Source organism: Nocardiopsis listeri (genome assembly GCF_020741345.1).
GTDB classification, from domain to species: Bacteria; Actinomycetota; Actinomycetes; order Streptosporangiales; family Streptosporangiaceae; genus Nocardiopsis; species Nocardiopsis listeri_A.
In genome coordinates, this window is the sequence record NZ_DYZD01000094.1 from 1 (window position 1) to 6,672 (window position 6,672).

Genomic DNA, 6,672 nt, shown 5'->3' on the forward strand with positions numbered 1-6,672 from the left:
GTCGAATCGGCGGTTTCGGTGTTCCTGATCGGGGTAAAGCCCGTTCTGCTTCTTTGGCTTTGCGTTTTTGCTGGGCCTTTGAAGCGACTCTTCGAGTTTACATGCTCCGAGCACCGCTCGAACCAGGCTGCCGTGAAGAGGATGTCTGTGATCGCGGCCCGGTGCCGAGCGCGAACCAGAAGGTCCGTGCGCTCTCCGTCCCGCAACGACTCGCTGAGTCTAGGCAACCGTCTCGGTGACGTCAAATCCACCCGGTCCGGTGGGGAGATCCCCGATGTGTCCGGGTCTTCCGTTCCTCGCGACCCCGTGGGTCGACGTCAGGTCCGGGGTCTTGGATCGGCTTGCTTGTCAGGCAAGAACCATCCTGCCCCCGGTCCCGAACCGGCAAACACCCGCCGCCAAGTTTTTTCCGTGCTCTGGGTTTGAACCGTGGTGGGACGGACCGGAGCCGGGCCGTCCCACCACGGTCACACCAGTTCGGCCAGTTCCTTGGCCAGGGCCCGGAAGGCGATGCCCCGGTGGCTGATCGCGTTCTTCTCTTCGGCGCTCAGCTCCGCCGTGGTCCGGTCGAGGCCCTTCGGGACGAAGACAGGGTCGTAACCGAACCCGTTCTCCCCTCGGGGTTCCCCGACCAGGTGTCCGCTCAGCACACCCTCGGCCGACCTTTCGGTCCCGTCGGGCATCACGAGCACGGCCGCGCAAACGAACTGAGCGCCTCGGCGCTCCTGCGGGGTGTCCGCGATCTGGTCCAGGACCAGTTCCAGGTTGGCCCGGTCCTGGTTCTGTGCTCCGAAACGGCCGGACCACCGGGCGGAGAGGACTCCGGGCATCCCACGCAGTTCGTCCACGCTCAACCCGGAGTCGTCGGCCACCGCGGGCAGACCGGTGTGCTCCGCGATCGCTTTCGCCTTCAGACGGGCGTTCCCGACGAAGGTCGCCTCGGTCTCGGGTACTTCGGGCGCGTCCGGAAACGCGTCCAGGGCGAGGACCTCGGCCTCCACCCCCGCCTCGGCGAGGATGGCGCGCATCTCCGGCACCTTCTTCGCATTGCGCGTGGCCAGCACGATCTTCACGGTCACTCCCCCGGTCCTACTCGGACAGGCTCTTCTTCTGGATCGCGGTCAGTTCCTCGCAGCCGGTGGTGGCGAGGTCGAGCAGCTTGTCGAGGAGCTCGCGGTCGAACGCCGCGCCCTGCCCCTCCGCGGTGCCCTGCACCTCGATGAACTTGCCGTCACCGGTGAGCACGACGTTCATGTCGGTGTCGGCGACGGAGTCCTCCAGGTAGTTCAGGTCCAGCCTGGGCTGTCCCTGCACCACGCCGACGCTCACCGCGGAGAGCGAGCCGATGAGCGGGTTGGTCTTGAGCTTGCGCTTCTTGCGCAGGTACTTCATCGCGTCGGCGAGGGCGACGTAGGCACCGGTGATCGCCGCTGTGCGGGTTCCGCCGTCGGCCTGGAGCACGTCACAGTCCAGGGTGATGGTGTGTTCGCCCATCGCCTTGAAGTCGACGACGGCGCGCAGGGAACGGCCGATCAACCGGGAGATCTCGTGGGTACGTCCGCCGATCTTGCCGCGCACGGACTCCCGAGCACCACGGGTGTCGGTGGCGCGCGGAAGCATCGCGTACTCGGCGGTGACCCACCCCTCACCGGTCCCTCTCCGCCAGCGGGGCACACCGTCCTCGACGGTGGCCGCGCAGAGCACGCGGGTGTCTCCGAACTCGATGAGCGCGGAACCTTCCGCCTGGCGGAGCCAGTTGCGGGTGATGGTCACAGGTCGAAGTTGGGTCGGAACGCGTCCGTCAGGTCGGGCCATGGGTATGAGCGTATCCCCGGTCGGCGCGCGTCGTGGCTCGGCCACTGTTCCTCGGCCGGATCAGCCACCGATCCGGTGCACCTGTCCGCCTCGGGCGAGTTCGATGTCGCCGGCGAAGGTGGAGCGGGCCTCGGACATGGTGATGTCGTCGTCGTTCCAGGGCACCAGGTGGGTGAGCAGGAGTTTGCCGACCCCGGCCCGGTCGGCGTGGTCACCGGCCTCGCTACCGGTCAGGTGCATGTCCTTGGGGTGTTCGACGTGGTCGTGGAAGGCGGCCTCGCAGAGGAAGAGGTCGACCCCGCGGGCCAGGTCGATCAGGGAATCGCACGCGCCGGTGTCCCCGGAGTAGGCGAGGGTGGCGCCTTCGTGTTCGAGCCGGATGCCGAAGGCGTCGACGGGGTGGTTGACCCTATCGACGCGGGCGGTCATCGGGCCGATGCGGAACTCGCCGGGGCTGAGCTCGTGGAAGTCGAAGACCTCGGTCATTCCGGGGTCGGGGTCCAGCCCGTAGATCTGGGCGAGGCGTTCGGAGACCCCGGCGGGCCCGTAGACGGGGATGCGCGGTTTGGCGCCGTCCGGCGAGTACATGCGGGCGACCCAGTAGGCGCACATGTCGGCGCAGTGATCGGTGTGCAGGTGGCTGAGGTACACGGCGTCGATGGAGTAGAGGTCCGTGTAGCGCTGGAGGGCGCCCAGAGCGCCGTTTCCCAGGTCCAGAAGCAGGCGGTATCCACCGGCTTCGACCAGGTAACAGGAGGCCGGGCTGTCCGGCCCGGGGAAGCTCCCGGAGGACCCGATAATCGTGAGTCGCACGTCGTCGTCGCCTTCTCGGTCGGCCGCTCTGACTCCGTGGCCCCTGAGTGGCTGTGCGCGGGGAGTGCGGGTGGCGGCTGGTTCTGCGGATGTGCCGTTGTTACGGGTGTACCCCAATGACCGCCCGGGTGGTACAAAATGTGGCCCGCATCTCAGGCGACCTCGGTCACGTGTGAATTTTTCACACCAATTGATCAGAGATGACCGATTTGCCCTGAATACGACGGAAGGCCGGCCGCACCTGCGACCGGCCTTCCGTCACCAAGCTCGGATCAGGCCCAGAGCTGGCCGTCCAGGCGCTCCTCCGCTTCTTCGAGCGTCCCCTCGTAGGCACCGGTGGACAGGTACTTCCATCCGGCGTCGGCGATGACGAACGCGATGTCGGCGGACCGCCCCTCCCGTTCGGCCTTGCGTGCCATCCCCAGCGCGGCGTGCAGGGCGCCGCCCGTGGAGATCCCCGCGAAGACGCCCTCCTTGGCCAGGAGTTCCCTGGTCCGCTTGAGCGCGGCTTCGGAGGGCACGGAGAAACGGGTGGTCAGCACCGACTCGTCGTAGAGCTCGGGGATGAACCCCTCGTCGATGTTGCGCAGCCCGTAGACGAGCTCGCCGTACCGGGGTTCGGCGGCGACGATCTGCACGTCGGGCTTGTGCTCACGCAGGTAGCGTCCCACCCCCATGAGGGTTCCGGTCGTGCCGAGGCCCGCCACGAAGTGGGTGATCTCAGGCAGGTCGGCCAACAGCTCGGGCCCGGTGGTCTCGTAGTGGGCGCGGGCGTTGGCCGGGTTGCCGTACTGGTACAGCATCACCCAGTCGGGGTTGGCCGCGGCCATCTCCTTGGCCACGCGGACGGCCTCGTTGGAGCCGCCGGCGGCGTCGGAGAAGTGGACCTCGGCGCCCCACATGGCGAGCAACTGCTTGCGCTCGGCGGAGGTGTTCTCCGGCATGACACAGACCATGCGGTAGCCGCGCAGTTTGGCGACCATGGCGAGTGAGATGCCGGTGTTCCCCGACGTCGGCTCCAGGATCGTGCACCCCGGGGAGAGCAGCCCGTCCTTCTCGGCCTGCTCGATCATGAAGAACGCGGCGCGGTCCTTGATCGAGCCGGTGGGGTTGCGGTCCTCCAGCTTCGCCCACAGCCGCACCCGCGGCGAGGGCGAGAGTCGAGGCAGGCCGACGAGCGGCGTGCCGCCGAGGGAGTCGAGTAGGGAGTCGTAGCGCATGGCCGCCCTCAGCGGCTTCCGCCGGCGACGGCGGGCAGGACGGTCACGTTGTCGCCGTCGGAGAGCTTCGCGTCGAGCCCACCGACGAATCGGACGTCCTCGTCGTTGAGGTAGACGTTGATGAAGCGACGCAGTTTGCCGTTCTCCACCAGACGCTCGGCGATGCCGGGGTGGCGGCTGTCCAGGTCGGTGAACAGTTCGCCGAGGGTGGCGCCGGACCCTTCGACGACCTTGGCGTCGTCGGTCAGGTTGCGCAGGATGGTGGGGATGCGGACCTCGATGGCCATGAAGGTGACTCCGTTAGCGGTCGTAGTTGTGCGTTCATGTCCAACAGGAGACACTCCGCCCTCATTCCGGACGGCGGGTCCTGCCGGTGGCGGAGCCTAGTGGCCGCCGTCGCCCCCGGTGATCTCCACCGGCTCCTCGGTGACCTCGCCGTCCACGATCCGGTAGGAGCGGAACTCGACCGTTTCGGGCTCACGGGTGGAGACGAGGACGTAGTGGGCCCCCGGTTCGGAGGCGTAGGCGATGTCGGTGCGCGAGGGATAGGCCTCGGTCGCGGTGTGGGAGTGGTAGATCACGACGGGTTCCTCGTCGCGGTCGTCCATCCCACGCCAGACCTTGAGCTGCTCGATCGAGTCGAAACGGTAGAAGGTCGGCGACCGTTCGGCGTTGAGCATCTCGATGAACCGCTCCGGGCGGTCGGAACCCTCGGGGCCCGCGACGACACCACACGCCTCGTCGGGGTGGTCACGGCGGGCGTGTGCGACGATCTGGTCGTAGATCGAGCGGTCAATCCTCAGCATGGCTCCAGGGTACCCACCCATTCTTTTCTACCAACCAAGTGGGTATTGTTGCCCGCGCTGGTGGGGCGGCTGCGAAGCTCGAACCCTCAACGAATAGGCTCGGCCCCATGAGAGAGGACGGCAGCAGTGCGCTGCTCACCGACCACTATGAACTGACGATGCTCCAAGGCGCCCTGCACAGCGGTGCCGCCGCACGCAGGTCGGTGTTCGAGATGTTCGCCAGACGCCTGCCCGAAGGCCGCCGTTACGGCGTCGTGGCGGGCACCGGGCGCTTCCTGGACCTACTGCAACGCTTCCGCTTCGGCCAAGAGGAACTGGACTTCCTGTCCGACCACCGTGTCGTGGACGAATCCACCTTGGAGTGGCTCGCCGACTACCGCTTCTCGGGCAACGTCTGGGGCTACGGCGAGGGAGAGGCCTATTTCCCGGGTTCGCCCATCCTTGTGGTGGAGGCCACCTTCGCCGAGGCCGTGATCCTGGAGACCCTCGCGTTGTCGGTGTACAACCACGACAGCGCGATCGCCTCGGCCGCCAGTCGCATGTCGGTCGCGGCCGGTGACCGCCCGCTCATCGAGATGGGGTCGCGCCGCACCCAGGAACACTCCGCCGTGGCCGCGGCCCGCGCCGCCTACGTGGCCGGGTTCGCGACCTCCTCCAACCTGGAGGCGGGGCGCTCGTTCGGGGTTCCGACCGGTGGCACCGCGGCGCACGCCTTCACCCTGCTGCACGACAGCGAACAGCACGCCTTCAAGGCCCAGCTGGAATCCATGGGCAAGGGCACCACCTTGTTGGTGGACACCTACGACGTCGAACGCGCGGTGCGCCACGCCGTGGAGTTGGCCGGCAAGGAGCTCGGGGCCGTCCGGATCGACTCCGGCGACCTGGCCGCGACCGCGTCCCGGGTGCGCGCCCAGCTCGACGGTCTCGGCGCCACCGACACCGAGATCGTGGTCACCGGTGACCTCGACGAGCACTCCATCCAGGCTCTGGCCGTGGCCCCCGTGGACGGCTACGGGGTGGGGACGTCCCTGGTCACGGGCTCCGGAGCCCCGACCGTCTCGCTGGTGTACAAGCTGGTGGCTCGGGCGCGCGGCCTGACGGACGACGCCCCGCTGGAACCGGTCGCCAAGCGTTCGGTGGGCAAGCCGAGCCGGGGCGGCCGCAAGTGGTCGGTGCGCCGGTTGGACGACAAGGGCGTCGCGGTGGCCGAGGAGGTGTACCCGCACGATCCCGGCGAGGTCGTCGGTACCCGCCCGTTGCTGCGGCCGCTGGTCGTCGACGGGGAGATCGTGGGCCGGGAGACGGTCCACCGGGCCCGTGAACGCCACCGGGCGACCGTGGCGGAACTGCCCGAGCAGGCGCTGCGGATGTCCCGTGGCGACGCCTCGCTGCCGACGATCTTCCACTGAAGTCCCAGACCCGACCCGATCCTGGAAGAGAGGTGCCGAACATGACGAAGGCACTCATCGTGGTGGACGTACAGAACGACTTCTGTGAGGGAGGCAGCCTCGGTGTGAAGGGTGGGGCGCGTACCGCGGCCGCCGTCACCGAGTACTCCCGCACCGGCGGCTACGACCACGTGGTGGCCACCCGTGACCACCACATCGACCCGGGGGCGCATTTCTCCGACACCCCCGACTTCGTGGACACCTGGCCCCCGCACTGCGTGGTCGGCACCCCCGGCGCGGAGTTCCACACCGACTTCGACGCCTCGGTGGCGGAGGAGATCTTCGACAAGGGGCAGTACACGGCGGCATACAGCGGTTTCGAGGGGACCGCGCGAGATGGTGAGACGACCCTGGTCGCGTGGCTGCGAGAACGGAACGTGGACGAGGTGGACGTGGTGGGCATCGCCACCGACCACTGTGTGCGGGCCACCGCGCTGGACGCCCTGAGCGAGGGGTTCCGGACGCGGGTGCTGCTCGGACTGACCGCGGGCGTGGCCGCGCCCACGGTCGAGTCGGCGCTGGAGCAGCTGCGCGCGGCCGGTGTGGAGCTGGAGGGCGAGCCGCTGGTCG

At 68.3% G+C, this 6,672-nt stretch carries 8 protein-coding genes; 2 read left to right on the plus strand and 6 right to left on the minus strand.

The genetic code is table 11. The features are described 5' to 3' along the window. Positions 1 to 467: 467 nt before the first annotated feature. The 6 genes from rdgB to K8V84_RS06015 all read right to left on the minus strand — a co-directional run bounded on the left by rdgB (position 468) and on the right by K8V84_RS06015 (position 4,654). Positions 468 to 1,073 carry an RdgB/HAM1 family non-canonical purine NTP pyrophosphatase gene (gene rdgB / locus K8V84_RS05990; RefSeq protein WP_304071510.1) on the minus strand — a complete coding sequence of 202 codons (606 nt, stop codon included), beginning with the start codon at positions 1,071 to 1,073 and terminating at the stop codon, positions 468 to 470. 16 nt (positions 1,074 to 1,089) lie between these two features. Beyond that, positions 1,090 to 1,815 (minus strand): ribonuclease PH, encoded by a 726-nt coding sequence (gene rph / locus K8V84_RS05995; protein WP_304071492.1) that lies wholly within the window; start codon positions 1,813 to 1,815, stop codon positions 1,090 to 1,092. A gap of 60 nt (positions 1,816 to 1,875) precedes the next feature. Further along, the gene (locus K8V84_RS06000) at positions 1,876 to 2,628 is read right to left on the minus strand and encodes an MBL fold metallo-hydrolase (RefSeq protein WP_304071495.1); all 753 of its coding nucleotides are present in this window, start codon (positions 2,626 to 2,628) and stop codon (positions 1,876 to 1,878) included. Positions 2,629 to 2,900: 272 nt separating this feature from the next. Continuing rightward, positions 2,901 to 3,848: a cysteine synthase gene (locus K8V84_RS06005; protein WP_304071497.1), complete on the minus strand. Its 948-nt coding sequence runs from the start codon at positions 3,846 to 3,848 to the stop codon at positions 2,901 to 2,903. Between the two features lie 8 nt (positions 3,849 to 3,856). After that, complete coding sequence (locus K8V84_RS06010; protein WP_304071499.1) at positions 3,857 to 4,135, minus strand: MoaD/ThiS family protein; 279 nt, start codon at positions 4,133 to 4,135, stop codon at positions 3,857 to 3,859. 96 nt (positions 4,136 to 4,231) lie between these two features. Continuing rightward, entirely contained in the window at positions 4,232 to 4,654 is a 423-nt protein-coding gene (locus K8V84_RS06015; RefSeq protein WP_304071501.1) for a M67 family metallopeptidase, read from the minus strand. Positions 4,655 to 4,761: 107 nt separating this feature from the next. Between K8V84_RS06015 and K8V84_RS06020 the strand changes: the two genes are divergently transcribed. Beyond that, positions 4,762 to 6,063, plus strand: coding sequence for a nicotinate phosphoribosyltransferase (locus K8V84_RS06020; RefSeq protein ID WP_304071505.1), 1,302 nt, complete (start codon positions 4,762 to 4,764; stop codon positions 6,061 to 6,063). Between the two features lie 41 nt (positions 6,064 to 6,104). Continuing rightward, positions 6,105 to 6,672 (plus strand): nicotinamidase (locus K8V84_RS06025; protein WP_304071508.1); only part of this gene is annotated, 568 nt, incomplete at its 3' end.